14 protein-coding genes and 6 pseudogenes are annotated in these 24757 nt (G+C 44.5%); 7 read left to right on the forward strand and 13 right to left on the reverse strand.

What is annotated here, in order from left to right; all coding sequences use genetic code 11:
• The first annotated feature begins 46 nt into the window (after positions 1 to 46).
• Positions 47 to 3123, forward strand: a pseudogene (locus tag TT12_RS07250) (insulinase family protein).
• Between the two features lie 129 nt (positions 3124 to 3252).
• On the opposite strand, the gene TT12_RS07255 reads toward TT12_RS07250, so the two are convergent.
• The gene (locus TT12_RS07255; protein ID WP_045453476.1) at positions 3253 to 4581 is read right to left on the reverse strand and encodes a serine hydrolase domain-containing protein; all 1329 of its coding nucleotides are present in this window, start codon (positions 4579 to 4581) and stop codon (positions 3253 to 3255) included.
• Positions 4582 to 4742: 161 nt separating this feature from the next.
• Positions 4743 to 5306 carry an NUDIX hydrolase gene (locus tag TT12_RS07260; protein ID WP_045453478.1) on the reverse strand — a complete coding sequence of 188 codons (564 nt, stop codon included), beginning with the start codon at positions 5304 to 5306 and terminating at the stop codon, positions 4743 to 4745.
• 591 nt (positions 5307 to 5897) lie between these two features.
• Between TT12_RS07260 and TT12_RS07265 the strand changes: the two genes are divergently transcribed.
• On the forward strand, positions 5898 to 6632 hold the full coding sequence (locus tag TT12_RS07265; protein ID WP_201502518.1) for an NUDIX hydrolase: 735 nt from the start codon (positions 5898 to 5900) through the stop codon (positions 6630 to 6632).
• Between the two features lie 67 nt (positions 6633 to 6699).
• On the opposite strand, the gene TT12_RS16980 is transcribed toward TT12_RS07265, so the two are convergent.
• The 5 genes and pseudogenes from TT12_RS16980 to nhaA form a co-directional block, all read right to left on the reverse strand.
• Positions 6700 to 7422 (reverse strand): oxygenase MpaB family protein, encoded by a 723-nt coding sequence (locus TT12_RS16980; RefSeq protein ID WP_353511617.1) that lies wholly within the window; start codon positions 7420 to 7422, stop codon positions 6700 to 6702.
• 74 nt (positions 7423 to 7496) lie between these two features.
• Positions 7497 to 8063, reverse strand: a complete 567-nt coding sequence (locus TT12_RS16985) for a hypothetical protein (protein WP_243443474.1) — start codon at positions 8061 to 8063, stop codon at positions 7497 to 7499.
• Between the two features lie 77 nt (positions 8064 to 8140).
• Positions 8141 to 8404 carry a hypothetical protein gene (locus TT12_RS15460; RefSeq protein WP_243443475.1) on the reverse strand — a complete coding sequence of 88 codons (264 nt, stop codon included), beginning with the start codon at positions 8402 to 8404 and terminating at the stop codon, positions 8141 to 8143.
• A 21-nt stretch (positions 8405 to 8425) separates the two neighbouring features.
• Positions 8426 to 8724 (reverse strand): annotated as a pseudogene (locus TT12_RS15465) (DUF2799 domain-containing protein); the annotation flags it as partial.
• A gap of 149 nt (positions 8725 to 8873) precedes the next feature.
• Positions 8874 to 10076: a Na+/H+ antiporter NhaA gene (nhaA, locus tag TT12_RS07280; RefSeq protein WP_045444001.1), complete on the reverse strand. Its 1203-nt coding sequence runs from the start codon at positions 10074 to 10076 to the stop codon at positions 8874 to 8876.
• Positions 10077 to 10585: 509 nt separating this feature from the next.
• Between nhaA and TT12_RS07285 the strand changes: the two genes are divergently transcribed.
• Entirely contained in the window at positions 10586 to 11341 is a 756-nt protein-coding gene (locus TT12_RS07285) for a TSUP family transporter (protein WP_045453480.1), read from the forward strand.
• 115 nt (positions 11342 to 11456) lie between these two features.
• Here the strand turns inward: TT12_RS07285 and TT12_RS07290 are convergent, their stop codons facing one another.
• From TT12_RS07290 to radC, 3 genes and pseudogenes are all read right to left on the reverse strand, one after another.
• A complete protein-coding gene (locus TT12_RS07290) occupies positions 11457 to 12833 on the reverse strand; it encodes a dicarboxylate/amino acid:cation symporter (RefSeq protein WP_045444003.1) in 1377 nt (458 codons plus the stop codon).
• Positions 12834 to 13717: 884 nt separating this feature from the next.
• Positions 13718 to 16662, reverse strand: a pseudogene (locus TT12_RS07295) (acyl-CoA dehydrogenase).
• Between the two features lie 349 nt (positions 16663 to 17011).
• A complete protein-coding gene (gene radC / locus TT12_RS07300) occupies positions 17012 to 17695 on the reverse strand; it encodes a RadC family protein (protein ID WP_045453482.1) in 684 nt (227 codons plus the stop codon).
• A gap of 127 nt (positions 17696 to 17822) precedes the next feature.
• Between radC and coaBC the strand changes: the two are divergent.
• Both coaBC and TT12_RS07315 read left to right on the forward strand, forming a co-directional pair.
• Positions 17823 to 19249: pseudogene (gene coaBC / locus TT12_RS15470) on the forward strand (bifunctional phosphopantothenoylcysteine decarboxylase/phosphopantothenate--cysteine ligase CoaBC).
• 39 nt (positions 19250 to 19288) lie between these two features.
• Entirely contained in the window at positions 19289 to 20071 is a 783-nt protein-coding gene (locus tag TT12_RS07315; RefSeq protein WP_201605182.1) for a sulfite exporter TauE/SafE family protein, read from the forward strand.
• 48 nt (positions 20072 to 20119) lie between these two features.
• Here the strand turns inward: TT12_RS07315 and TT12_RS07320 are convergent.
• The 3 genes and pseudogenes from TT12_RS07320 to TT12_RS07330 form a co-directional block, all read right to left on the reverse strand.
• Positions 20120 to 21036, reverse strand: a pseudogene (locus tag TT12_RS07320) (histone deacetylase family protein).
• A 115-nt stretch (positions 21037 to 21151) separates the two neighbouring features.
• Positions 21152 to 21961, reverse strand: coding sequence for a YbjN domain-containing protein (locus tag TT12_RS07325; protein WP_045453488.1), 810 nt, complete (start codon positions 21959 to 21961; stop codon positions 21152 to 21154).
• A gap of 68 nt (positions 21962 to 22029) precedes the next feature.
• Positions 22030 to 23064: a hypothetical protein gene (locus TT12_RS07330; RefSeq protein WP_227678892.1), complete on the reverse strand. Its 1035-nt coding sequence runs from the start codon at positions 23062 to 23064 to the stop codon at positions 22030 to 22032.
• Positions 23065 to 23197: 133 nt separating this feature from the next.
• On the opposite strand from TT12_RS07330, the pseudogene ccmA reads away from it, so the two are divergent.
• Together ccmA and TT12_RS07340 are read left to right on the forward strand one after the other, a co-directional pair.
• A pseudogene (gene ccmA, locus TT12_RS07335) lies at positions 23198 to 23826 on the forward strand (heme ABC exporter ATP-binding protein CcmA).
• A 245-nt stretch (positions 23827 to 24071) separates the two neighbouring features.
• The gene (locus TT12_RS07340) at positions 24072 to 24728 is read left to right on the forward strand and encodes a heme exporter protein CcmB (protein ID WP_045444605.1); all 657 of its coding nucleotides are present in this window, start codon (positions 24072 to 24074) and stop codon (positions 24726 to 24728) included.
• Positions 24729 to 24757: the final 29 nt, after the last annotated feature.

Below are 24757 nucleotides of genomic sequence, written 5' to 3' on the forward strand. Positions count from 1 at the left end.
TCGCATATTATTCTAAATAAAATTAGAGCAATCCATAAGGAAAATTATGACCGACACATTATCTACTACTGATCTAACTTTGCATCCTGCCTTTGAGCTGATTGAGCACCGCCATATCGATGCATTGTCGATGGACGTATTGATAAGCCAACACGTCAAAACAGGCGCGATGCATTACCATTTGGCACATCCGAGTGACGAAAATGCCTTTTTGGTTGGTTTTCGCACTCAGCCAATGGATTCAAAAGGTGAAGCCCATATTTTAGAGCACGTGGCTTTATGTGGCTCTGAGAAGTTCCCTGTTCGTGACCCGTTTTTCTCAATGATTAAACGCTCATTAAACACGTTTATGAATGCGATGACCGCTGCCGATTGGACGGCGTATCCGTATGCAACGCAAAATAAAAACGACTACTTTAATTTGCTAGCCGTTTATCTGGATGCCTCATTTTTTCCGAATATTCATCCGCTGGATTTTGCCCAAGAAGGCATTCGTGTTGAGTTAGACGAAAATGACAAGCCGCAATTTAAAGGCATCGTTTTTAATGAAATGAAAGGCGCAATGAGTGGCGAGATTGACCAGTTGTATCATACGGTCGCCCATCATTTATTCCCAACGACGACCTATCACTATAATTCGGGCGGCGATCCTGCCGATATTCCTGACTTGACCCATACTGAGCTGGTTGAATTTCATCAGAGCCATTATCACCCATCAAATAGCGTGATTATGAGCTTTGGTAATATTCCAGTCGCTGAAACCCAAGCCAAAATCCATGAAGATGCCTTGATTCAGTTTGAAGCGGGCAAAAAACACGTCTCGCGTCCAGAGCAGCGTTTGTCTGCACCGATTAGTGCGGTTGATACTTATACGGCTGACGAAGCAGGTCCTGACCAAACGCATCATGTGGTGGCGTGGTTATTACCGTCGATTACCGATCCAAAGCAGCGTTTGGCGTTGCGTCTATTAGAAGGCGTATTAGTTGAGCATGCTGGTTCGCCGCTGCGTGCTTATTTGGACAGCCATCCACTCGGCAAAGCGCCAAGTCCGCTACTAGGCTGGATGACAGTCATTATGAAATGGTCTTTTATACCGGTCTACGCGGTTCTAACCCTGAACACGCCGAAGCGGTAGAGCAGGGCATTATTGATTTGCTTACACAAGTGGCGAGCAAACCGATTGATGATGAAACGATTGAAACTATCTTGCATCAAATCGAGATCGATCAGCGCCATATCGGCGGTGATAGCATGCCGTATGGTCTAAATCTCATGCTAGAAGGTTTTAGTACTGCCATTCACGATGGTAACCCTATTGATGTCTGGGAAGTTGATGAGCATTTGCAGTGGCTACGTGAGCAAGTAAAAGATGCGCAGTGGCTACCAAATTTAATCAAGCAGCATTTGCTAGACAATCAGCATCGTGTCCGCGTCACAATGACGCCTGACAGCGAAAAAACTGCCCGTTTGGCGGCAGCTGAGCAGACCCGTCTTGATACCATCGAGATGGATTTGACCGCTGATGATAAAGCCGTCTTAAAACAACAAGCGCTTGATTTGGCAGCACGCCAAGCCGCGCCTGATGATTTAAGCTTATTACCAAAAGTGGGTTTAGAAGACGTACCGACCGATATCAGCTTTAAGCAAGGCACACAAAAGCAGATTAATTTGAGCGGCAAAGAAAGTACGCTATTTGAATATGAAGCGGGCACCAACGGCTTGTATTATTATCAAATAATTGTACCGTTGACTGATGCGATTGGTAATGAGGGTACAAGCGAGCTACCCGTTAATGAAGTCATTAATCATCCGCTATTGCCTATTTATTTAAGCTTATTGTCAGAGCTAGGTACAGATTCGCTCAGCGCTCACGAAATGCAGGCCAAACAAGCGGCGCATTCATCAGGGGTGACGGCGCGTGTTAGTCAACGTACCAATGTCGATGACAGCCAAGCGATTAGTAGTTATTTTGTGGTGGCAACGCGCGCGCTGAATCGTAAACCTGAAGCGATTGATTTGCTCAAAGAAGTCATGAAACACAGTATTTTTAGTGAGCATGATCGTATCAAAGAAATCTTGCAGCAGCGTCAAGCAGGCTGGCAATCAAACCTTGCTGGTTCAGGTCATTCTTATGCCATGCAAACTGCCAGTCGCGGCATGAGTCGTCAAGCGCAATTAGAGTACGTGCGCAGTGGTCTGCCCGCACTAAACGCGCTAAAAGACTTCTTAACTCATGCCAGTAGCGATGACGCACAGTGGGATAAATTAGCAACCAGCTTGATGGACTTACATCAACGTCTAATTAGTTTGCCTAAGCATGCAGTCATCATCTGTGAAGCGGAGCAAACTGAACGCTTAAGCAATTTAATCGTTGATAGCTGGAAAGACAATCAAGCGCCAAAAATTGCAGAGCAGTTAAAAAATACCGATGCGAGTATCGACGCCAATATTCCAAGCGAGTTTGCCGAATTGCAACTTGATGCGGCGTTAAATGGTGATAAAGACGTGGTCGAAGCGCTAGAAAATGATGTGGTGCTCGATGTTGAAGACTTAGCATGGCTAGTGCCAACCAACGTCTATCATAATGCCAGTGCTTATACCGTACCAGCGGCTGATCATCCAGATACGGCAGCCTTGATGGTATTAGCGCCTTATCTACGCAATGGTTATCTGCATAGCGCTATTCGTGAGCGCGGCGGTGCTTATGGCGGCGGTGCGGGCTACGATGCCAATGCCTGTGCCTTTAAGTTCTTTAGCTACCGTGACCCGCAGTGTGCTGAAACTTTTGCACACTTCGATGCCAGTATCGAGTGGCTATTGAATGAGCCGCAAACGGAAGAGCAGTTAGAAGAGGCCATCTTAGGTATTATCTCAGGAATGGATAAGCCAGGCTCTCCAGCAGGGGAGGCGGTTAAAGCCTGCTTTGCTGATTTACATCATCGCGGCGTCGACTGGCAGCGTAAAATGCGTGCCTCAATATTGGCTGTGACCGTGGCAGACTTGCAGCGCGTTGCTAAGCAATACCTCCAAGGTCAAAAGCATGTACGTGCGGTACTCGCACCTTATGATAAAGAAGCAGCGGTAAAAGAATTGGGCTTTAACGTTTGTAAAATTAAAAGTTAATCTTCTTCAAGTCTGCTGATTTAATTGTTATATGAAAAACCGCCGCTTTCACTAAAAATGGAAGCGGCGGTTTATATTTTGGATAAGTCTTTTAAAGCGCTATTTCTTAGAGACTGGTTTTTTAAAGGCTTACTTTTTGATTAAGTAATTTGCCACCGCTTTATAAGCTGGTAGCGAGGTAGGGTCGATTTTACCGTTACTAGCATCCGGATATGACGCAAAACGAACGATGACCATATCAGCTGCTGGATCCACATAGACAGTTTGACCGTGGACGCCGCGTGCTGCATAGATGGGCGTGGGGTTATTAAATAACCACCACATGCTTGTGTAGCTACCGTTAGTCAGCTGCTTATAATCGGCTTTCGCAAAAGCCTCTTTATCGCCACCCGCTTCGATATTATCAACGACCGCAGCTGGGAATAAGCGCTTACCATTAATCTCGCCTTTATTAAGCATCAAGCTACCAATGCGTGCCATATCATGTAAACCTGCACTAAGACCGCCGCCAGCAAACGGCGTACCTTTAGCATCGACCGTCATATAGGCGCTTTGTTCAGCACCGATTTTTTGCCAGATGCGTTCCGAGAGTAATTCATTCACCGCTTTACCAGTCGTACGCGAAATAATCCAACCTAGCGCGTCGCTATTGATGGTGCGATAGTTGAATGCTTCCCCATGTTCGCCGTTCTTCTTAACTGTTTGCAGGTACTCAAAGTAACCATTGGGTCCGTTATAATCTTTCGGTTTTGGTAGTGGGCTTGCCGCTTCTGAATACTTCCAGATATCGGCATTAGGATCAGCATAGTCTTCGCTATAATCGAGCGCTGTGGTCATGTCCATGACTTGGCGTACGGTTGCATCACCAAAGCCACTGTTTTTGAGCTCTGGAATGATAGACGCTACCAAAGCTTTATCGTCAAGCTTACCTTCGGTCACGAGGATTTCTGCTAACAGCCCAGTCATTGATTTGGTCATCGACATCGCCGCATGATTGCCCAGCTCATTGAGGCAGCCGTTTTGGCGCTCGTATACCACCTTGCCATGATGCATGACCATAATGCCGTCAGTATAATTGGCATCCAGTGATTGCTTCCAAGTCATCGGGCGCTTACTGTTAGTAGGCATAAAGGTGATGGCATCGATATTTTTATCTAACGCATAGCTGAGCTTGGAAGGCGCACCGATACCGCGACTGACGTCAGTAGTAGGCATCAATTCACGGATATGACAGACCGTCCAACGCAGCTTGGGAAAACTAAAAAAATTAGAGGAAGGTTGAGTAATCAGTTTATCGGCAGGCGGCGGAAAACCTTGCATCCAGCCAAGCGTTTGTGGGTCGGATTGTTTGGCGGTTAACCGTGTGTCATCCGCATGGCTGGTGATACTTATACTGGTTAGGGTCATGGCGATGGTCAGTGGTAGTAGCGGTAAAGAGCGTTGCAATAAAGTCAGCATAATATTCTCGCAAGTCGGCTTAAACGATTAACTTCAGACAATAAAAAACCATTGATAAGTGGCTATATTCAAAACTTAGCATAAGACTTATCAATGGTTTTTACCAACCACTTTTGTAAAGCAGTCGATTTTTTATAAGGTTATTTTTTATATGCTTAGGGCTAGTAGCGCTTGATCGCTTGGTCTTTACCGATGATATCCTGATGAATAGGGAAATTTTCATGGTTATCGTATTGCTTGCGGTCAGCAAAGTAGCTTTTTAGGGTACGACGTACTGCTTCAAAGGCAAGTTTGTCCCATGGAATGTCTTCTTCGGTAAATAACGCACAATCGAGACTTTCAGAGCCGATGCCATAAGCGCCGTCTTTTAGCTCAGTGATATAGATACTATAAATTTGCCCGATATCAGGAATATCATATAAGCAATATAAATGCGGATTGATGACGACCGCTTCTGCTTCTTCAAAGCTTTCACGAGCGGCCCCTTCTGCCATGGTTTCGCCATTTTCCATAAAGCCAGCTGGCAGTGTCCATAAGCCATACTGTGGCTCGATCGCGCGGCGACATAGCAGTACCCGATGCTTATGCACAACGAGTGAGCCACAAATCACTTTTGGATTTTCATAGTGAATATAGTGGCAATTGGGGCATACCAAGCGTGGGATATTATCCGTGGCTGGTATTTTGCGTTCCGCTTCATGACCGCATTGTAAACAATAGCGCATATTAACTGCCTTATTTAATGATAAATCTACATGATAAATAGAAATGAGAAAAAGGATTGTCGTTCTTTGAAGAATTATGATTCTTATTTTATAAAATAGTATGACTTTAGCTTATCAGATGTTATGTGATCATAGCTGTTAATCCTAAGATAACACAAATTCTCATCACACTGGCAGTGATAATAACAAGCACACAGGTTTGCGCAACTGCTTACGGCTACGGTTGCTATTAATGAATGTATCAGCAGGCAGAGCAGGACAGTCACATAAAGTATATGCAGTCACGATAAGATTGCGCTAGGCTAGACTCACGCTAACTATTGAATGATAGCTTTACCTATAACGAGAGTAATGGCTTCCGCGACTGGTGTTGTTCTAAGTAAGGGCAACCAGCAAAGCGAGCGCATCTATCAGAGTAGGGGGTATTAAAAAATGCCACTTTACGTCGCCAAGCATGACGATGAATGAATAGAGGCCAGCATGTAGATGCGATATGCGTAGCAATAACACTGGCGCAAGCTTTGTACACATTGCGAGAGATAAGCTCCACAATCCGATGCTTAATTCTAATAAAAATATAGGGCAATAATCATGTTACTTCCCCCGCAGTCGCTACGTTTTGATGAGTTTTCAGTCGCTGTGCCGGACTTTATTCGTTATCCCACTATTAGAACGTTGGCGGAACGGGTGCAGCATGAGACCTTAAATGACGTCACCAGTCCTGCGCTGTATGATGCTAGCACTTCTCGTAGCACTCGCATTCTAGATAGCTTGTATCAAACACCCATTGCCGATGCCTCGGTATTGGTTGCCATTACTCATGAACGCCATCCAAAACTGCTACTGACACGCCGCGCTGCGCACATGAACAGCCATGCTGGCGAGGTCTCTTGCGTTGGTGGTAAACATGACGCAGGCGACGGTAATAATGTCGTCACCGCTTTGCGTGAAGCCTGCGAAGAGACGGCACTACCACCTAATAAAGTCCAGCTAATTGGTCAATTGCCCATTCAAACCTCTAAAAGTGGTATGAGTGTGCGTCCTATTGTGGCGCTGATTGCGCCCGATTTATTATTAGTCCCTGAGCTTGGCGAAATCTCGCGCATTTTTTGGGCAGATTTTGAAACCTTGCTGACTCAGCCTACTGTCGAGTATGCGGTAGAATATGCAATGCAAGATAAGATCGCGACCATTCTCACGCCTAGCTGGCAAGTGGATGGTGAAACGGTTTGGGGTCTGACAGGACGAGTCATTGCCAGTCTGTTAGAAACAGGCTTTGATCGCCAGCTTGAGTGGTATTATCGTATCCAAAATACGCGAAATTAATCCGTAAGGCGACTGACATCTAATCATTATTCGTTTCTTTTATCTACTATGCTTTATTTATAATTGCTTACTTATAATATTCGTCATTTTTCTTTAGCCACCAGTTCATATTATCTTGGCGTTTGGCGCGGAAGGCTTCTAGTTTTTCAGCCACACTTTGATTGTGCTGACGTGCCGTATCAAGGGCAAAGAGAATCGGCACCGATGATAAGACACCAAAGCGGATTTTTGATTTTGGCAAATCCAGCCCATCGCCGATATCATCGCCGACCAAAGTACGGGTGACGCTAGCATTGACCATCTCAACGAAACGCCCCCGCCGATTGTCTTCGCCCATCAGCTGACGTGGCAAATCATGCAGAGCCTTAGCTAATGGTTGCCCCATTTTAAAATCAAGTTGCTGAATTGATAAATAGGTATAAAGCCATTCCCAACAGGCGGTTTCATCTTTTGGCAGGCGATCTAAGTCAACCCCCATCCAATAACTGGCAAGATTCCATAGATGCAGAATACCTGACGCTTCTTCAGTGCTGATGCGTGCGCCAAGCAGCCGTAACCCGCGCATAATCAACAATGAAAATTGCAAATGAGTAGCAATCATATCGGTTTGATTGATAGGAAGACCCCAATAATCAGTATTCCAGCTGCCATCTGGGTTGTGATGTTGGTCGGCATTTGGTATGACGCCTTTAGCAGCATTGCCTTTACCTTTGAGCAAGTTTTGCCGTACTAGGGTATGAATTTGCCGCACCTTGATTGATTGCCGCCAACCTTCTGAGCCAATCGCCAATACTTGCTCGATAGACTGACGTTGATTATGGGCGTTTGTATTCGACTTATGTAATGGGGGATGTTCAGAGACGGCTAAGATATAAGCGTACGTAGCATCAAGCGGGGCAAGGCATCATGCATCAATGCGCCTGTCTGAATGAGCGGCAGGGAGAGGGCAGGAATGCTGTAGCCTGCCATCAATGCGACATTACGTAATAGCCAAATCAGCATCAGCGGATAGCGCCGATAGGCAATCGCACCGATTTGGGCAAGCTTGGGATCGAACCAATCGGGATGGTGGCTAAATTGTTCAGCCAAGGCGTTAAATGCAGGGTTATTTGTGAGATTAGCATCGAATTTACTGCTACTGTCGCTGATAATAAATTGCTGTAGGGGCTTTGCAAAACGAATGCCGTCAGCGGCCAACGTATCTGCCAGTGAATCGCCAATATCGTAGCCTGCGACTATTTCATTTAATAAATCTTGCGAGATAACGAAGTCTTTTGGCAATAAATAACGCTTGATGCGCTTTAAGACTTGCAAGTCACTATGGTCATCAATCGCGGTCGTCCGTCCGTGACGCTGATAAGGTTTTATTGAGGGTTGTTGGTGATTCAAAGTAGCAGCCGTCTGTTTATCAGTTATGTTGATTGAATCCATATTTATTAAATGCCTCTTTACCAAATGCTTTCTTACCAAATATTTTCCTATTAGATCATTTCACAAGGCCAATAGTATTAATAGCTATTTGACTGGTTTAGAGCTTCTAATTGTCTTTGCGTGGTGTTCATACGGCGTTTGGCTTTACGCAGCTCGTCGGCTAATGACAGTAAGCGCGCGCGTGCTTCTTTTTCATTAGCAAAGTTTAACATCGCCCCACTTTCTAGCTTATCAAATTCTTCTTGGTAGGTTTCTATGAGGCGCTTGTCTTTGTCTAACTGACTGTCTAAGGCGTAATAGTCTAAGCCTTTTTGATTAGCAGTTTGCAGTGTATTCGCCAAGGTTAAGGGGCAGACATTATTGAGCTGACGTCCGCGCCGACCGACATTGTAAGCATTACTGGTCGTGCAGTATTGCTTAAGCCCCAGCTGCGACCGCGCTCCCATGCCAGATAGTTGGGGGCAACACTGGCCTTGGCACAGGCTTTGGCATGTGAAGCGAGGCGGTCTGATTGGTAACCTGCCACGCCATCGTTGTAGCCAATAGCCTGCCAGTCACCAACGATGCACTCCTGCTTAGAGAGCGTGGCACAGCTTGATAGTAAAACAATGCTACCAAGGAGCGCTAAGCTTAACGAAGGCCGCAGTACAAACTGTCGCATGATTATCTCTTCTATGGCTATTGATGCAAGTGCTGATATGGCTAATGAAAAATACTTTTAATGAACCATGCTCGGCTGCCAAAGTACGTGAACTATAAAATAATAAGCCACTGATAAGCTAAATCGCCTTTAAGTGGCTCATTCTCTTATTAATGAGGGCGAGTCAGATCGACTGAGGTGCCGCTTACATTGTCTTTCAAGCTGACTTTGAGCATGAGGTAACCTGCGATACCAGAGACGATTGAGCCCATAATAATACCTAAGCGCTCATCAAATAAGGCTGTTTCACCAGCAAATGCCAGACCGCCAATGAACAGACTCATGGTAAAACCAACACCACAGAGTAAGGCTGCACCGTAAATCTGCTTATAGTTCATGCCTCTTGGCATGGTTGAGATACCAAGCTTAAAGATTAACCAGCACATGATCATCACACCCAGTTGCTTACCGATGAATAGACCGGCCGCAATACCAAGCGGTACTGAATGGAACAGCTCAGCGAAGCCTGCACCTTTGAGAGATATGCCTGAGTTAGCAAATGCGAATAATGGCAAGATACCGAAGGCAACGGTGTTATGTAAATCGTGCTCTAGCTCTTCTAGTGGTGAGTGCTCAGGATCAGTACGGTCAAACATAGGAATAAATAGTGCTAAGACCACGCCAGCCAAGGTGGCATGGATGCCGGACTTGAGTACCGCAATCCACATGATCACACCGATCAGCAGATAAGGCGTGATGCTGGTGACGTTGCGACGATTGAGAAGGTATAAGAAAGGTAGACATAGACCTGCCACTGCCAATGACTCTAATGACAAATCACTGGTATAAAATAAAGCGATGATTAAAATGGCGCCAATATCATCAAAAATAGCAATTGATACTAAAAATACTTTTAAAGAGTTGGGAACGCGGTTGCCTAATAAGCTCAAAATACCTAGGGCAAAAGCAATATCAGTCGCGGCTGGAATTGCCCATCCTTTCCAAAACTCAGGCTCGTTATAGTTAAAGAGCAAATAAACAATCGCTGGCATAATCATGCCACCGAGTGCCGCACCAGCTGGCAGGATGATTTGCTTAACGTTAGACAGCTCACCGATCAGCACTTCACGCTTTAGCTCAAGTCCCACTAAGAAAAAGAAAATCGCCATCAAACCGTCATTAATCCAGTGATGAGCGTCTTTAGCGATAGCAAACTCACCGATTTGAATGGCAACGGGTGCGTGAATAAAGCCCTCATACCATACATTAAGAGGGGAGTTGGCAATAATCATTGCAGCAATGGCAGCCAATGCTAGGACGATACCGCCCGCTGCCTCAAATTCAAAAAATGCTTTAATCCTGCGTATTGCCATATCATCCTCATTTGCTAAACACGAATTACAAATTAATCCAATAACCTCAAATATCTATGACACGACTCATAAAGACATGATAGACAGCAACAGTTTCTCATACTCTTATTGATATAGACAACAAAATACGTCAACCAAAAGTTATAAGTGCCGCTTGTCACATTAATAATAGCGATATTATAGAGTCGATAGAGCAGACAAAATCGTGCTCAGTCGTTACATACTTTTAATCAATCGCTACTTATTTTAGATACTTATTAAGCCGTTAGACAAATCTAGCAGACTTTTTTACGTTTTTGGCTTTTTTTAGCGTTTTATCTTTATAATGATTGGCATTTTGTGATGTTCTGTCACAGCTTTAATACATATCAGCAGTACTATCAGCTACTAAATAGCAAATTTGATAGCAAATTTGATAGCAACATTGCTACTAATATTTTATTTCCTGTTCTTAAAGCCAGTTTTTAGGACTTCCTCATTTTCCATCATAAAATTTACAGGTCAGCGTCATGGACTTATCGCTTTCGTTAGAGGTTATATTAATGCTTACCGCTGTGGCAGCGTTGGCAGGCTTTATTGATGCCATCGCTGGTGGCGGCGGTTTATTGACCATCCCCGCCATGTTACTTGCCAATATCCCACCAGTGCTAACGCTCGGTACCAATAAGCTACAAGCCGCTTCAGGTGCGCTAGCAGCCTCTATTACGATGATTAGAAAAGGGGTGGTCAAACCGCAACGTATCAAAGTAGCCATTGTTGGCGCCTTTATCGGTTCTGTTCTCGGCACTATCGCTGTACAGATGTCGCCGCCGGATCTGCTTGAGACACTAATTCCGTTTTTGATTGCGGCTATCGGGATTTATACCTTGTTTGCGCCTCGACTTGGCGAAGTAGAAGCTGCGCCGCGTATCTCAGAAGGCAAATGGCAAAAAGTGGTTGCACCATTAATTGGTTTTTATGATGGTTATATTGGACCAGGTACAGGGATGTTTTTTGCGCTCGGCAACGTGGCGTTGCGCGGTCGGCAAATTATCGAAGCAACAGGCGCAGCAAAGGTATTGAATTTATCGACCAATATTGGCTCGTTAATATTCTTTATTTTGGGCGGTAATGTGTTGTGGAAAGTAGGGCTTGCTATGATGGTGGGACAAACGATAGGTGCGTATTTTGGCTCTCATATGGTGGTCAAGGGCGGTAGTAAGCTGATTCGTCCGATGATTGTAGTGGTATGCTTGGCGATGGTAACCAAATACGTTTTTGGTTGATTGTTGTTCAACACGCCCTAAATGTATTTAGTAAAGCCCAAAAAACCTCAGCCAATATGACTGAGGTTTTTTATGTATCGTGAATAAATTATCAAAATTTATTCAATGCGAGTGCCTAGCGGCGACGATCGATATCATCGTACTCACTGCCCATGATCCCATCACTAAAGACTTCAGAGAATTCACGCTCATTGTCTTCATCAATATGACCATCAAACACGTCTTTTGCGCCAGCGTTAGGATCGTTATAAATAGCCAAATCCATTTTACCTTCTGATTTTGCCACAATAGCCGTCACAGCGGCATCGCCACCGACGTTCACTGCGGTACGTAACATATCAAGGATACGATCCACACCTAAGATAAGACCGATACCTTCGATAGGTAGACCGACTTGGGCAAATACCATTGATAGCATAATCAGACCAACACCCGGTACACCAGCGGTACCGACGGAAGCCAAAACGGACATTAGAATGACAGTTAGATACTCAGTCACGCCCAAGTCAATACCATAGATATTGGCAATGAAAATGGTCGCCGTACCTTGCATGATGGCGGTACCATCCATGTTGATGGTCGCACCAAATGGCACCGTAAATGAAGCAACTGAGTTATTAACGCCCATGCGCTTGGTGACCGTACGCAAGGTAATAGGAATCGTCGCGTTCGAGCTTGACGTACTAAAAGCAAAAATCTGAACTTCACGCATTTTTGCCAAAAAGGTTTTGATGGATAAGCCTGAAGAGACTTTGAGTACAATCATCATAGTGACAAAGAAATGGAATGCCAATGAGCCGACCAATACCGCCACATAACCGAGCAGTGACCAAATCAAGTCTAAACCCAGCTCGGCCATTGCTTTAGTCAATAGCGCAAATACACCATAAGGCGCAAGATTCATAATGATGGTCACCATTTTTAAGATGACTTCATTGATTAATTCTAAGCTCTGCACTAAGCCTTTGGCAGGTTTACCCACCATCAAGATACTAACACCGATCAAAATAGCAAAGAAAATAATCGATAACATATCACCATTTGCCATCGCGCTAATGGGGTTTGATGGGATAATATTAGAGAAAACATCTAGTAGCGGCGGCGCTGATGCTGCTTCAAATGCCGCTTCGGTTTCGATATTCATGCCTTTACCGATACCAAATAGCACGCCAAGCCCAATCGCTGTTGCGATAGCCAGAGCTGTTGTCATCATATAAATAAGAAATGTCTTGGTGCCGATGCGACCAAGCAAACGAATATCCCCAATACCGCAAACACCGCAAATCAGTGAGATCAGCACCAAAGGCACGACTAGCATTTTGAGCGAGTTGACAAATAGCTTGCCGACAATGGCGAGGAAGCCATTGGTAATGTACGTATGAATGAAACCGCCTTCAGCGTTCAGTCCTGAATAGTTTATAAACAATCCCAGTATGATACCGAGTACCATAGCGACAATAATCTTGCCGGTCAGTCCCATATTTTTCCACATAACTTATATCCTTTGTGTACGTGCCCCAGTAGCGAATAGATAGGCTGCTCACATCAATGTGATTGTTGCCATTATTATCACCGCTCTTGCTACGTCTATTAAATTCTTTCAACTTCCACTTAGTGTCACGTTTTCGGGGCACAATATAAAATAATTGTTAAGGATACTGCAACGTTTTTTTATGACTAAGGTAATATAAATCAATAGTTAAGTTATCTGCGCCGAATTTTTCGCGAGTAAAGTAGGTAAATGACAAGGCATATTGACCAATATTAAGGCGTGTTGAACATTCAAAAATAGATACTGTTGATCGTTAAAACTGTTTTAGACAAAGCATAAAATGACGGTAATGCTCATGCCTTAATTAGTTTTATAACATATTTTTTATATGGAGCTGGGAGAATTTAGTATTATTTCCAATATTAATAGAGGGCGATAGGGCTGTTTTTTGCCATTTCATTGTTAAAAGTAGAGGCTTAGAATGACTAAACTGACTATTTTTAACGTTGAACTGCCTAAAAAACAGTCTCTGTCAGTGCCATGGTTGAATCATCAAACACGCCTTGATGGTTAAAAATGGCGATTCATAACTAAAAAAAGACTGCTCAAATGGGGCAGTCTTTTCTAAGTGAATGATCAGAATGTATCGTGCAAGGCTTCTATTGCCATTCCACTATAAAAGTATTACTGCGTTAACCTCGCTTGAACTATTAAATATACATCTACACTCGGTTGCCTTGTACTACTTTTAAATTGAATCGACTATAGCAGCCTTAACACCTATTGTTTTTTAAATATTTTAAGCCTGATTCTTTTGTGCCTTGTTATTTCAAAGCCTATTGTTTCAAAGCTTGTCATTTTAAGAATTATCAAAGCTTTTTATTTTAGACTTTGTCACTTTCATCACGGCGTAGACCATCCTGCCATTTAGGATCAGTAGCGGCAGGTTTGTCTATATTATCCTTCACATTCTCTGCATCTTCAGATATTTCAGAAGGCTCTAGGTCGTCAGCATTATGCTGATTCAGACGATGGTTGTTACTCATACGTTCACTTAAGTGTGACTCTGCATCACGGTGGCGATGATCTAGTGCTTCGATCTTAGGCTCAGACTCATCAAAGTTGGTCTGTGCACGTACCTCCTCAATAGTATCTTGCTCTTTGACCATTTCTACATCACCGTCACTCTCATAACCATGATTGGGGTTGGCATCGCCAGTTGGTTTATCTGTACTGACGGGCGTACCCAAATTATTAGAGTCGACATCATTTTCAGCTGTCATGTTTGTCGCAATGCCATTTCTAGCTTGCGCGTCATTTTTCAATTGTGCATAGTCCGTTAATTGCTGTACGGCATTATCAAGGCTGTGTGGATTGGTGCGCTCTTGAGCATGCAATAAATGTTTATCGAATACATCGGTCAATAATGAATCAAAGCGTATGGCGTTGTACTGAATAAGCACTTCAGCTTCTTCTTCGGTAATATCGCCGTTTTGGCTGGCATATACCACATGATCCTCAAAAGTAAGCCCTTCAAAACTGTCCTTGTGTTCAGCCTTTTTAAACCTCTGCCATAATGGCTCGATGCTAAGTAGCGTTTGATAAGCGTGTTCCATACGTCCAGTGACATCATCGGCTTCAGTATTATAATAGACCATGGTTTTGAGATAATCACGGAACGGGTTGGCTTCAAAGTCATCCATAAAAGCATCGCCCAACTTGCGTTTGAGCTCATCGCTTGGCGGCGTAAAGATAGAGCCGCTAGGAAAAGTCACAAAACTGACCAAACTGGCCGCCATGCGATTAGGGAAGTTTGCAAAAAAGGCTTCAAAAGCTTCTTGAATGGTATATAAGCTATTTTGTAAGGCAACCTCAGCATGCAAGCGTTCGGACGCTGATTTAGTACCATGCTCATAAAACTGCAAAATAGCAGTGCTAATGAATAAATGGCTATGAATATCAGCTAAGCGTCCAGACAGCATCTCTTTACGTTTTAAGTCGCCAGCGAGCAACCCTAACGCCATATCAGCCGTTAAGGCAAAACTTGCGCTCAGGCGGTTGATGTATTTGTAGTAGGGACGAGTAAAGCTGTCCGCGAAGCTTGGTGCATGATTACTGCCACCGACATAACCTGCGACAAATGCTTTTGCGCCGCGATTAAAGGTATAACCCAAATGTTTAAAAAACAGTGTGTCGAACTGTTTGAGTGCGCCTTCTTTATCTTCGCTTTGCAGCAATTGCAGCTCATCAAAGAGATAAGGATGGCAACGCATCGCGCCTTGACCAAATATCATGAGTGAACGCGTCAAGATATTTGCGCCTTCAACCGTGATAGATACTGGAATTGCCTGATAAGGGGTGGCCAAAAAGTTACGTGGACCCATTTGTACTGCACGACCACCAACGACATCCATACCATCGTTGACCACACTGCGCATGGTCTCAGTCGCATAATATTTTGCCATTGCCGTCATAACCGAGGGTGTGCCGCCTTGATTTAGGCCACAAGTAACCAGATGACGGAACGCCTCTAACATATAAGTGTTGCTGGCCATACGGCTGGTCGCGTCCTGCACCCCTTCAAATTTACCCACAGAGATTTTAAACTGTTCGCGTACTTTGGCAAAAGCACCGACAGACAGATACGTCATTTCACTGGCTGAGGTTGATAAAGCTGGTAAAGAGATGCCGCGACCAACGCCCAAGCACTCCATCAGCATACGCCAACCGCGACCCGCATTTTCGACGCCGCCGATGATGTAATCTAGTGGAATAAAGACGTCTTTACCATCGACTGTACCATTCATAAATGGCGAGCCAATTGGATTATGGCGTGGTCCTATGATGACACCTTCATGGCTGGCAGGCACGAGCGCACAAGTGATACCGTAATCGGTCTTATCAGGATTGCCAAGCAAACCTTCAGGATCGTGCATCTTGAATGCTAACCCCACGACCGTGGCGATAGGTGCGAGAGTAATCCAGCGCTTAGAAAAGTTCATACGCAAACCGAGTACTTGCTCGCCCTCATGCGCACCATAACAAACCACCCCTGTATCTGGAATCGCACCAGCATCGGAGCCCGCTTCTGGGCCCGTCAAACCAAAGCAAGGCACCTCGTCACCTTTGGCAAGACCGGGTAGCCAGCGCTGTTTTTGTTCGTCTGTACCGTAATGCATCAACAGCTCACCAGGCCGAGCGAGTTTGGCACCATACAGGTAACCGCAGCGGTCGGCGAGCGTGAAGCGATTTTACTCATGATACGGCTTTGTGCATAAGAGCTAAAATCTAAACCGCCAAACTCTTTTGGAATGATTAAGCCTAAAAATCCATTGGCTTTGATAAATTGCCACGCTTCAGGCGAAAGCTCTTTGTCTTCATGCTGAATTTTCCATTCATCAAGCATGGCGCATAGTACTTCTACTTCATTATCAATAAAGCTTTGCTCTTCTGCCGACAGCTCTGGATAGGGATATTGAGCAAAAGTATCCCAGTCGGGATTGCCCATAAACAGCTCTTTTTCCCACCAGCTGGTACCCGCATCGAGTGCTTCTCGCTCGGTATCGCTCATGCTCGGCATTGCCCCGCCCAAAGTCTTGTAAACAGGTCTGGTAATCAGTGACTGACGAATAGGAGCGACGAGCAAAACGATGCAAAGTAAAGCGATTGGTATGCCCAAAATGAGCGACCAAGGACTGATAAAGGCGGTGACAAGGACGGTAACTAGGGCAACGATACTGCCTGTGATTCGTGATAGGGACAATAAAAAGATGGCCAAAACCATGGCTAATTGAATAATGATTGCCAAAATAAATAAGCCAATTGCCATGACTGTCTCCTTTTATAACGCTAAACCAAAAGCGCGAAAAATGTGTGTGTATTAAAGTATTTGAATAAATCTTGTTGTTATTTTTGCTGATGTTTAGAGGTCTGGTGACCAAATTAAACCAATGAGCCGTTATGGATTTTGTAGCATATTTTATGATCAATTTTAATTTGTTGAGCATTTTACAAAAGTGGCTTTGATAACTACCTAACCAGTGACAGACAAATAAAAGACAAATTTAGCCATCAATATGAAACAGTTGCCGATAACTATCAATAGCTAAAATGCTACGCTGTGTCGATTATATGTATCAAGATTTTCTCATATAGGCAAAAATAACAGTCGTAATCAGTTATCCAAAAGGCGCTAAGCCGCTTTCGGCATAAGATAATGTCTCATTGCGTCCAACAATGATGTGGTCTACCAAGGATAAATCGATTAAATCGCAGGCTTTCTTTAGCTCGTAAGTTAATAAGTTGTCTGCCGTTGAAGGGGTCGCATCGGTATGCGGATGATTGTGTGCGACGATGAGTTGGCTGGCGGCGTGACTCAAGGCATGACGCAGAACGTGTTTGATACAGACGGAGCAAGAGGAGATGCCGCCAGTAAACAGTATCTCAAAATTAATGAGATTTAACGCATTGTCTAAGCAAAGTACCGCAAAGACTTCGCGATGCTCCCCGCGCAGCTGAGTGCTGATATAGTCTTTGACCATTTGCGAGCGCCCAAGTGCGTGACCAGTTTTAAGCTGACTGTCCAAATAACGCGTGCCCATCTCAAGTGAGGCCAATATCTGCGCGTATTTGGCAGGACCAATACCATGACAATCCAGTACAGTCTCTTGCGGCGCTGCCAATAATTCTGCCAAGCTACCAAATTGCTCGATCAAATGACGCGCCAACTCGATAGCTGACTGTGACTGGGTGCCTGTGCGCAGAAATATCGCTAATATCTCGGCATCAGATAAATGAGCTGCCCCAAATTTCAGTAGTTTTTCACGTGGTCTATCATCTTCATGCCAGTCTTTAATTGCCATTGTCACTCCTTGAGAATGGATTGCTGCCAGATATATTGAGTAAATACGGAAATTCTTACCCAACTTATCTCATAATTGTTACTATAAGCGCAATTTTATCTTTCAACTTTTTATTGATGCCATGCTTATGTCCAATATTGTGCTTGCTATCACTGGCGGTATCGCCGCTTATAAATCTGCTATCTTTGCCCGCCTATTAATCAAGGCAGGCTTTGATGTGCGTGTCATTATGACCACAGGCGCACAAGCTTTTATTACGCCACTGACCCTGCAAGCTTTGACTGGCAATGAGGTGCATATCTCATTACTCGATGAAAAAGCCGAAGCCGGAATGGGGCATATCGAATTGGCGAAATGGGCAGATTTAATCATCATTGCCCCAGCCTCTGCCAATACGCTTGCGCGTCTCGCGATGGGCATGGCTGATGATTTATTGACAACCGTATGCCTTGCAACGGCGGCACCAGTCATCATTGCACCAGCCATGAATCAGCAGATGTGGGCGCACCCTGCGGTCAATCTCAATGTCCAAACCCTGCGCGATATGAATTATCAGATTATTGCGCCTGCTAGTGGCGAGCAAGCCTGCGGTGATGTGGGAGCAGGGCGTTTGCCTGAACCTGAGCAGCTCTTGGCAGAAGTGTTATTATTTAACGCCATGCAAACCACGCCGCAATTATTGGCAGGTAAACGCGTGGTGATTACTGCAGGACCGACGGTAGAAGCTATCGATCCGGTGCGCTACTTGTCCAATCACTCTACTGGCAAGATGGGATTTGCATTAGCACGTGCTTGCGTGGCTGCTGGTGCAGACGTTATCTTGATTGCGGGCGGCAAAGTGGCACTGCCGACTCCGCTGAATGTCACACGTATTGATGTATTGTCGGCTAAAGAGATGCTGGTAGCAGCCCAGCAGTGCGTGGATGGTACGCACAGTGCGCTACAGTATGTGCCTGAAGATGAGCACGACCATTCTCACGATCACGAACACAACCATAGTCATCAACATGAACATCATGCGAGTGTGATTGCGGTGATGATCATAGCCACAGTCATAACCACAGCCATGAGATTGATGATGAGGAGCATGCTCATAGCGAGAATCAAAATGTAATGGCGGATATCTTTATCGCCACGGCTGCTGTCGCTGATTATCGTACTGAAGAAGCTGCCCCGCAAAAAATTAAAAAAACCCAAGATGCGATGACGCTGAGTTTGGTCAAAAACCCTGATATCTTGGCGACGATTTCGCTTGCGCATCCAGCGCTGTTTGTCGTCGGTTTTGCGGCAGAAACGCAAGATATCGAGCGCTATGCTCGTGGCAAACTGGTGTCTAAAGATTTAGATTTGATCGCGTGTAATGATGTTTCACGAGCAGACATTGGTTTTGCCAGCGATGACAATGCCATGCAGGTATTTTTCTCAGAGCGTTATGAGCACGATAGCGTCACACTTGAGAAGGCGAGCAAAGATAAAATTGCCGAGCAGTTGGTTGGCATCATTGGTGAGACAATATGGCAACGCCACAATGGTCACAATGGTCACAATGCCTAGTTATGTCACCATTAATCCAGACATTAGGTCTTAATGTTTATGGCTAATATGATGGATAGTGATAGCACCCAGACGTTGTTATTGATGGTAATCTTTGCACTGGCATCGTTGCTACACGGTATTAGTGGGTTAGGTGTGACGTTGGTGACGACCACTGCGCTTGCTAGTATCTACCCGTTACCACATGCTATTGTGTTGGTTATTTTTCCGTCATTATTGCTTAATGCCATGACTTGGCTCGCGGGTGGCGGGCGCACAATCTGGCAAAATTTCATCTATTACGGCAGGCGCTATTGGTTACTGGCATTGACCAGCTTACTCGGTAGTATTCTAGGCGCGAAGCTCTTACTATGGGTCGATAGCGCATATATTTTATTACTATTGGCAGCGGTTATTGGTTTTTACGTCATAAGCAGCTTGCTTGGTAAGCAACTCCGTCTACCTGCTACCAAGCCTGTGTTAATCATCGTTGGTTTTAGTGCGGGGGTGATTGGTGGCTCGACCAATGCCATGTCGACCATATTGATGATGTATCTACTGTCTGCCAGCGATGATAAAAATACCATCGCTAAAGTCGGAAATATGTGCTATTTTCTGGGTAAAATTGCTCAAATAATTGTATTACGCGAGCCTATTATGGCGCTCAGCAGTGTTGAGTGGCAGCTGATTATTCTGCTTAGTGTACTATCGATTGCTGCGCTTTTAGTTGGTATCCGCTTACGTCGTTATTTACCACAAGCACGCTTTCGTCAGCTTATTTTATTGATACTTACCGTGCTTGGTATTCGTGTCGGCTGGCAGGGAGTTATGGCATTTTTATAAGATAGCTCGCGAGGCATTTGGCTGTTTAGATGCTATTTTATGCGCGCGTTATTTTGTTATTTCATTAAAAAATATCTGTTGCGCCAAACGAAAGGTATTACAGTGCGCCTCAACCACATCGTCGATATCTTCTGAATAGCCACCACCCATCACGATAGCGATAGGAATTTTAGCGGCTTTTGATTGGCGTAACACATATTCATCACGCGCTTTACAACCCTCTATCGTCAGCCCTAACTTTCCTAATTTATCAGTTGCCAGCACATCGACAGCGGATTGATAAAATATCATATCGGGCGCAACGTCGCTAATCAAACGTGGTAATGTCGCCTCTAGTAACTGCAAATATTCCACATCGCCAGTATCATTGTCTAGCTCAATATCCAAATCTGATACTTGCTTTCGAAATGGATAGTTCTTTGCGCCATGCATGCTAAACACAAAAACGCGCGGCTCACCTGCCATAATACTGGCATTGCCATTGCCTGATGGACGTCTAAATCGACCACCAAAATCTTTTGCGCCTGTCCACGATTTAATAGTAAATTACTCGCGATACAAACATCATTAAACACGCAAAACCCTTCGCCATGATCAGCAAACGCATGATGCGTGCCACCTGCGACATTCATCGCCGCGCCATATTGCTGCGCATATAATGCACATTCATAAGTGGCATGAGCAATATAACGCCCACGCTTTACCAGCTCAGGTGTCATTTCAAAACCAATGGCTCGCGCTTCCTTTCGTGGTAGCGTTTGGGTTTTCAGCTGATACCAGTAGTCCGCAGTATGCGTGGTCAAAATCTCATCTTCGCTCAAACGTGCAGGAGCAAAAAAGTTGTCGGTACTGATAGTGCCTTCAGCCAATAGCCGCTCAGGAATCATGGTGTATTTTTGCATGGGAAAGCGGTGTTTTTCCGGCACAGAATATCGAAAAATATCAGAGTAAGCAATTTTTAGCATAGTGTTAGAGGATGTCTTTTTTGAAAAGTATGTTAAGAATAAATAGGTTTAAGCGCTTTAACAGTGTGCTGATGAGACATTGTAAAAGCTACGGATAGCTATGATAGTCAGTTCATTACTGCACAAATTGCGTTGGCAAAAAGAAGGTTCTAGAATCTGATTGTTGACGTAGCTCGGTCAGCAATGTCGGTAAGTCTTCCGCAGGGTTTTGATTATCGATCAAATCACTAAATATCTCATTCGCGACCGTGGTCATCGCGATGACACTTTGCAATAAATGCTCGATAACATCATTACCGATGCCTACCGCTTCGACATCGATAGCGTGTTTATAGCGTATCTCGCCATCATTGACATCCATTTCTAGATTGCCGATTAGCAAGTCATAATTTATTTGAGTAATCAGTAGCATCGCCGCGCTTTGATGACTCTCTGGTATTAAAAATGGCAAAATTCCATAGACTGCCAGCAGCTTGTTGTTTTCTTGCACGCGAAACAAATAGCCGCAATCGAGACTTTTATTGCGCATTCTAAGCGATAAGTGATGCGATTGCTGACGGTCATTGTTTTTGTTGCTACTGCTTTTGGGTCGATAGTGAGTATAGTGCCATTGCTTATCATTAAAGTACTGTTTCAGAAAATCGATAATGGGCGTGTCGCTAGCTTCGTGTTGACTGGCACTCGAGTTAAAGGCGTCAGTTTCTGAATGTTTGCTTTTATTTTTGACATCAGATTCAAAATCGATTTTGGTATCATCATGAGCGTCACTAGTATCCTCATCATCTGTATCACTACTATATGCACCACTACTATACATGTCATGAGGCTCTGTTTGTATCATATCAACTTCATCAGCCTGCGCTGCTGAACCAGTCAGTAACTGTTTGAGTTTTTGCCACAAGCTGAGTGTGTTACGTTGACTCATAAGTATGGTGCTGTCAAATAAATGAATGAGATGGAAAATTGAGACAAATACGTCAAGACAGTAAATGACTAGGCATTAAATGCTAAGCCTTTTTTAATATTTGGTTGCTCATAAAACGCTTGTAACATTTCACGAGTATGTGCCGTCAACCACTCGCTTTCAATGGCATCGTGCACCACAGGTAATAGCGCTGTACTTAATTGAGTCATGGCTTGCTCATCAATATGAAGACTCGAAACTACCGTCGCAATAGTATCTGACTGATGATTACCATACCAAGTATCGATGCTCGCTGCCACAAGGCTGTGTAAGTAAGGTGACTGGCGCAGGCGGTTATAGCTTTGCTGAATGCTGGCTTCGATATGATCGATACTGCTGTTTTCAGGTTCATCACGCAGATAAGTCTGTAGATGACTGACAGGCTGGTCTTTGATTCGCGCCCAACCAGTGATTAATAATCGTGCGACTTCGTCATTTGATAAATGCTCTTGCGCATTGGCTTCTGCGCGGCGTGCTAAATCTTTAATATTACGATGCAAATACGCCTGCAGTTTTTCATCAAGATTTCTATTGGTCGCTTTTTCAAAAGAGCTGCGCCCAAATTTCATCAGTTTACCAGCAGCGCCGGCTTTATCCAGCGTGGTTTCCATAAAGTCATTAATGGCATGATATAGCGTTTGGGTTAGCAAATCGGCAAAAGTCTCGTTGCCGACCAATGTATGAATCAAGATATTACGCTGCTGATCGTGGCTACCGACATAGTTGGCAAGGGTCTGCACTTGAGTGTCATCCACCAGCTCAGACAACGGCACGTTATCATTGACTGGATGATAAATAATCGTATGCAAGATATCGCGAATATCTTTACGTATCACATCCGTCATCGGTTGATTGAGTAACCAGTCGTTAATCAGCTGTTGCAAATCATCGGCGCTGACATATTTATTCAATGGCTGTGCAGCAAACCATTGCCATGCCTGCATAGACAGCGGTTCAGCTTGCACGCGTAGCCATTGCTGCATAAACGCAACTTGTGCCTCGATTAAGCCATCTATGGTTAGCGCTGGCGTATCTAGATTTTGGTTATCTTTTGAAGTCTGCATAGGTTTTGAGGTCATAATAATCGACAATTTGTTATACTGTGTGGGTGGGGTAAGCATAAAGTATTATGCCATGAACGTCATCTGTGTTTGTGATGAATATTGACTGCCGCTTAATAAATAATGAGAGGTTTTGATGACAGCTCTGAATACCGCCTTACTTGCGCTTGATGAGCTGACCGTTCAGCGCGGCGAAACCCCTCTATGTGAAGGGGTAGTACTCAATCTGGCAGCTGGTAGTATTTGCCATTTAATTGGTGCCAATGGTACTGGTAAGACCACTTTACTGATGCAGCTGGCTGGGTTATTGCCAGTGTTAAGCGGTGAGGTTTATTATCAAGGAGCAGCGAATTTACCTATTCAGCCTTTGTACGTGTCGCACCAGTTGGGTATACATCCAAATCTAACGGTCGCACAAAACCTGACCTTTTTGCTGAATTTATATGGGATTAGCCCAAGGGTTACTGATATTGATGACGCCTTGGCTTGGGTCGGATTACAGGGCTTTGAGACGATTAGCTCAAGCCATTTATCTGCTGGGCAAACCCGCCGCATTACCCTTGCACGGTTATATTTATTGACCCATGAGGTGACACCATTATGGCTACTTGATGAGCCTTTTACTGCCCTTGATGTCGATATGGTAGCGCGAATGGAAGACAGATTGCGCGATTTTGCCCATGAAGGCGGCGCTATATTAATGACTAGTCATCAGGCCGTTGCTGTTGCCAATCAAGTGTCGATTTGTCCGATTATATGGTTTGAATACTATAGTCAGAGCACTTTTAAACCGCTACGGTGTTACCCACCCTAGATGTACTCAGTGTACTATCTGCGGTCGGTCGCCTTGTAGCGATTCTAAAATTCCTTGACTATAGTTTGCATACTCTCAGTATAAGTGTCCCAAGCATCCGTAGAAGAGCAAATAAATGATAGAAATAGACGGTCCAGTACAAACAGTGAATAAAAGCTCAAATACTGACTTAGCTGCGGTGCGCGGTATCAGCTTTATGCAGTTATGGCGGCGCGAGTGGCAAGTCAAACAACAGGGTGCCGTGCAGTGGCTTTATCCGCTAGTGCTATTTTTGGTCATTATCACCTTATTTCCGCTAGCAGTGGGTAGCGAGCCTGCGCTATTGCAACGCCTTGGCGTGTCGGCAGTTTGGATTGCCGCTTTGCTGTCACTGGTCATGGGTGTCGATGGTTTGTTTAAGCCTGCCCTTGATAATGGCACACTGGCGCAATTGGTCGTTGCCAAAGCATCATTGCCCTTATGGGTATTGATTCGTTTGGTTATCCATTGGATTTTTAGTAGTGGTATTGTGGCAGCGCTTAGCTTACTTGCCGTGCCTTTGTTTCAGCTTAGTTGGTTTGAGGCGTGGATATTGATGGCTTCTATTGTGACGGGCAGTCCGATGTTGTTGATGCTGTCAGCGGTCGCGAGTAGTTTGACGCTGTCATTAAAGAATGGTGCGGTGCTAGTACCTTTGATTGCATTACCGATGCAGTTGCCTGTATTGATTTTTGCCACAGGAGCGGTTGATTTATTTGCCACTGGTCTCAATGGTTTACCGATACTGGCTTTATTACTAGCAGGCAGTATTATCTCGGTTTTGGTGATGCCATGGGTGATTGCCATGACGTTAAAAATGGCGTGGCTGAATTAGAAACGACATAATTTATGTACAACTCTCTG

It is taken from the genome of Psychrobacter sp. JCM 18903 (assembly GCF_000586475.1).
GTDB lineage: Bacteria > Pseudomonadota > Gammaproteobacteria > Pseudomonadales > Moraxellaceae > Psychrobacter.

Excerpts from the sequence above, each read along its gene's own strand:
- TT12_RS07260 (WP_045453478.1), bottom strand. The coding sequence starts at position 5,306 with ATGCGCTATTGTTTACAATGCGGTCATGAAGCGGAACGCAAAATACCA.
- TT12_RS07340 (WP_045444605.1), top strand. The coding sequence starts at position 24,072 with ATGCAGTTATGGCGGCGCGAGTGGCAAGTCAAACAACAGGGTGCCGTG.
- TT12_RS16985 (WP_243443474.1), bottom strand. The coding sequence starts at position 8,063 with ATGGATTCAATCAACATAACTGATAAACAGACGGCTGCTACTTTGAAT.
- TT12_RS07265 (WP_201502518.1), top strand. The coding sequence starts at position 5,898 with ATGTTACTTCCCCCGCAGTCGCTACGTTTTGATGAGTTTTCAGTCGCT.
- TT12_RS07315 (WP_201605182.1), top strand. The coding sequence starts at position 19,289 with ATGGCTAATATGATGGATAGTGATAGCACCCAGACGTTGTTATTGATG.
- nhaA (WP_045444001.1), bottom strand. The coding sequence starts at position 10,076 with ATGGCAATACGCAGGATTAAAGCATTTTTTGAATTTGAGGCAGCGGGC.
- TT12_RS07290 (WP_045444003.1), bottom strand. The coding sequence starts at position 12,833 with ATGTGGAAAAATATGGGACTGACCGGCAAGATTATTGTCGCTATGGTA.
- radC (WP_045453482.1), bottom strand. The coding sequence starts at position 17,695 with ATGGCAATTAAAGACTGGCATGAAGATGATAGACCACGTGAAAAACTA.
- TT12_RS07285 (WP_045453480.1), top strand. The coding sequence starts at position 10,586 with ATGGACTTATCGCTTTCGTTAGAGGTTATATTAATGCTTACCGCTGTG.
- TT12_RS07255 (WP_045453476.1), bottom strand. The coding sequence starts at position 4,581 with ATGCTGACTTTATTGCAACGCTCTTTACCGCTACTACCACTGACCATC.
- TT12_RS07325 (WP_045453488.1), bottom strand. The coding sequence starts at position 21,961 with ATGAGTCAACGTAACACACTCAGCTTGTGGCAAAAACTCAAACAGTTA.
- TT12_RS07330 (WP_227678892.1), bottom strand. The coding sequence starts at position 23,064 with ATGCAGACTTCAAAAGATAACCAAAATCTAGATACGCCAGCGCTAACC.